Here is a 3,566-nt window from a genome sequence, read left to right as displayed (position 1 = left end):
GTACGTCGACCGTCACTGCGCGCGTCTGTAAGAACTTCGCTCAGTTGCTGGGCTCCAGGTAACCCCGAGGCGGCATGGTCCGGCGCCGGGTCGCCCCAAGCCGGACCGCGCCCCTCGGGGGCAGGAGCGAAGCGACTGGGGGGCACTGCGTCCTCAGCGCTTCTGCAACTTGGCGAAGGCCGCGGCCATGGCGGATGCGCCTTGTGGCTGCGCCTGAGCCGGCGCACGGGCTGGGCCACCCGCACGTTCACCACGCGCGGGCGGCTTGTAGCTGTTGTTGCCGCGCTCGCCGCCTGGTGCCACCGTGGCGTCGAGCTTCATGGTGAGCGAGATGCGCTTGCGCGCCAGGTCGACTTCCAGCACCTTCACCTTGACGATGTCGCCAGTCTTGACGACCTCGCGCGCATCGGTGACGAACTTGTTGCTGAGCTGGCTCACATGCACCAGGCCATCCTGGTGCACACCGAGGTCGATGAAGGCACCGAACTGGGCCACGTTGCTGACCGTGCCTTCCAGCGTCATGCCCGGCTGCAAGTCCTTCAAGTCTTCGACACCTTCGTTGAAGCGCGCGACCTTGAAGTCGGGACGCGGGTCGCGGCCCGGTTTTTCCAGCTCGGCAAAAATGTCTTTCACCGTGATGGCGCCGAACTTGTCGTCGGCGAAGGCGTCGGGCTTGAGCGCGCGCAGCACATCGCTGCGGCCCATCACCTCGGCGGCAGGTTTGGCAACGGCCTTGAGGATCTTCTCGACCACCGTGTAGGTTTCGGGGTGCACGCCCGATTGGTCGAGCGGGTTGTCGCCGTTGCGAATGCGCAGGAAACCCGCGCTCTGCTCGAAGGTCTTGGCACCCAGGCCGCTCACATCGAGCAGCTGCTGCCGGTTGCGGAAGGCACCGTTGGCATCGCGCCAGCGCACGATGCTGCTGGCCACCGCCGTGCTCAAGCCCGAAACACGCGCCAGCAGCGGCGCCGAGGCGGTGTTCAAGTCGACCCCGACCGAGTTCACACAGTCTTCGATCACCACGTCGAGGCTCTTGGCCAGCTCGCTCTGGTTGACGTCGTGCTGGTACTGGCCGACGCCGATGCTCTTGGGGTCGATCTTCACCAGCTCGGCCAGCGGGTCTTGCAGGCGGCGGGCAATGCTCACCGCGCCACGCAGGCTCACGTCGAGCTCGGGCAGCTCCTTGCTCGCGAACTCGCTTGCTGAGTAGACCGACGCGCCCGCTTCACTGACCACCACCTTCTCGATATGGGTGCCGGGCGCGAGTTGCTGGATGCGCTTGATGAGGTCGGAGGCCAGCTTGTCGGTCTCGCGGCTGGCGGTGCCGTTGCCGATGGCGATGAGGTTCACGCCGTGCGTTGCGCACAGGCGGCCCAGGGTGTGAATGGAGCCTTCCCAGTCCTTGCGCGGTTCGTGCGGGTAGACGGTGTTCGTGTCGAGCACCTTGCCAGTGGCGTCGACCACGGCCACCTTCACACCGGTGCGAATGCCGGGGTCCAACCCCATCACCACGCGCGGGCCGGCCGGTGCGGCGAGCAACAGGTCGCGCAGGTTTTCAGCGAACACCTTGATCGCCACTTTTTCGGCGTCTTCACGCAGGCGGCTGAAGAGGTCGCGCTCTAGGCTCAGGCTGAGCTTGACCTTCCAGGTCCAGGCGATGGTCTTGCGGATCAAGTCGTCGGCGGCGCGCTTCGCGTGGCTCCAGCCCAGGTGGATGGCGATACGCCCTTCCGCCTGCGACGGCTGACCCGGCACCAGTTCTTCATCGAGCACCAGTTTGGCGTCGAGAAACTCTTGCGTGCGGCCACGAAAGACGGCCAACGCGCGGTGCGACGGCACGCGGTTGATCGGCTCGTCGTAGTCGAAGTAGTCGCGGAACTTGGAGATGTCGGGGTTGTTTTCGTCCTTGCCATCCATCAGCTTCGAGCGCAGCAACCCTGCGTCCCACAGCCAGGTGCGCAGCTTGCCCACGAGCGCGGCGTCTTCGGCCCAGCGCTCGCTCAGCAGGTCGCGTACGCCATCGAGCACGGCCAGCGCGTCGGCAAAACCACCTTCGGCGTTAATGAAGCCAGCGGCCTCGTCGAGTGGCACCAAGGTCGGGTCGGCAAACAGCTTGTCGGCCAGCGGCTCCAGGCCAGCTTCGCGAGCAATCATGCCCTTGGTGCGGCGGCGCGGCTTGTAGGGCAGGTAGATGTCTTCGAGCTCCTGCTTGGTCGGCGCGTTCTCGACCGCCGCGCGCAACTCGGGCGTCAGCCTGCCTTGTTCGTCGATGCTCTTGAGCACTGCGGCGCGGCGTTCTTCCAGTTCACGAAGGTAGCCGAGGCGGGCTTCCAGGTCACGCAGCTGCGTGTCGTCGAGGTTGTCGGTCGCCTCTTTGCGGTAGCGGGCAATAAAAGGAACCGTGGCGCCACCGTCCAGCAGCTCCACGGCTGCATTGACTTGGGCCGGGCGAACCTTCAGTTCGGCGGCCAACTGCAGAAGAATCTTGTTCAAAACGAGGGGCCCGTGGCGGGGCGGACAAGGAAAGCGGCGGAGTTTGCCACACGGTCACTGCGCTTCCCCCAGAACGCAAGGGCCGTCAGGGCTTGGCAGCTTGAGCAAGCGGGATCAGGCCGCGTTGATCTGGTGGCAGCTGCGTGCGCAATTGTTCGAGCTGCTGCTGCTTGTCGCTTTCACTCAAGGCCTCGTTCTGGCTGATCAAGGCCGCCTGCATCACCAAGCGTGCGTTCAGGTTCTCCTGGCCGAACAGCGCCGCGGCAGTGGCTTCATCGAAGTGGCGGCGCTGCAGCAAGGCGAGCTGATCGAAATACGCATTGGCAACCGCCGGCGTGTCGGGGATGCCCATCTGTTGCAGCTCGCCCTTCATGTCGCCGAGGTAGGCGCGGTAGCCGTGGAACATCTTGATGGCCTTGTCGGCGTCGTCCTTCGGCAGGCCGTTGCGCAGGGTCCATTCGAGTTTTTCGATCTCTTGCACTGCAGGGGTGTCCGACATGTTCATCAGCAGCGTGTCGAGCGTGGCGCGGGTCTGCTGGTCGATGTTCAGGCCGCCCGCAAAACCGAGGTCGAACAGGCGTGACGCATCCAGCCGGTTGCCCATCACGTCAATCTCGACCACCTTGTCGTTGTCAACATTGGCCGCCGCCCGCTCTGCGGCGTTGTCGGCTGGGGCAAGCGCCCGCGACGCATTGGAATCGGCAGGCAAAAGCGATTCGTCGGGTCGCGACGAAGTGAACCATCCGCCGAGGGCAGCGAGCACGGCCGTCGCGCCCAAGAAGACAAAGATTCGGCTTTTGAGATCACTCATCACGGCCCCCTCTTTAAGTGAACGCAAGTCCACTATTCGTGAATTCTGCGCCAAACGGCGAACACGAAAATCGGCTTCAGTTAAGTAAACGATCACGGAACGACAAACAACTATTCGTATTTTTACGATGTAAATCAATTACTTAACAATTTTTTGCCTGCGACATCATGTCCTCGTGGCGGAACAGTAGAGCACTCGCAAACACCGTCAGGGAAACCGATATGCGTTTAATTTGAACGATCGTGCAAAACTTTGCCTGTCG

At 63.4% G+C, this 3,566-nt stretch carries 2 protein-coding genes; both read right to left on the bottom strand.

The window, feature by feature from the left end; genetic code table 11:
* Positions 1 to 153: 153 nt before the first annotated feature.
* On the bottom strand, positions 154 to 2,493 hold the full coding sequence (locus RMO40_RS21800) for a Tex family protein (protein WP_309725698.1): 2,340 nt from the start codon (positions 2,491 to 2,493) through the stop codon (positions 154 to 156).
* 85 nt (positions 2,494 to 2,578) lie between these two features.
* Entirely contained in the window at positions 2,579 to 3,304 is a 726-nt protein-coding gene (locus RMO40_RS21795; protein WP_309725697.1) for a lipase secretion chaperone, read from the bottom strand.
* Between the last annotated feature and the right edge of the window lie 262 nt (positions 3,305 to 3,566).

Origin of the sequence: Rhizobacter sp. (assembly GCF_031412075.1) — a bacterium.
Classification (GTDB): Bacteria; Pseudomonadota; Gammaproteobacteria; order Burkholderiales; family Burkholderiaceae_C; genus Rhizobacter.
The sequence above is the reverse complement of the archived record's forward strand: the minus strand, read 5'-3'. Positions and strand labels throughout refer to the sequence as shown.

Bases quoted from the DNA above. Each gene is read 5' to 3' on its own strand.
- RMO40_RS21795 (WP_309725697.1), bottom strand. From the start codon at position 3,304: ATGAGTGATCTCAAAAGCCGAATCTTTGTCTTCTTGGGCGCGACGGCC.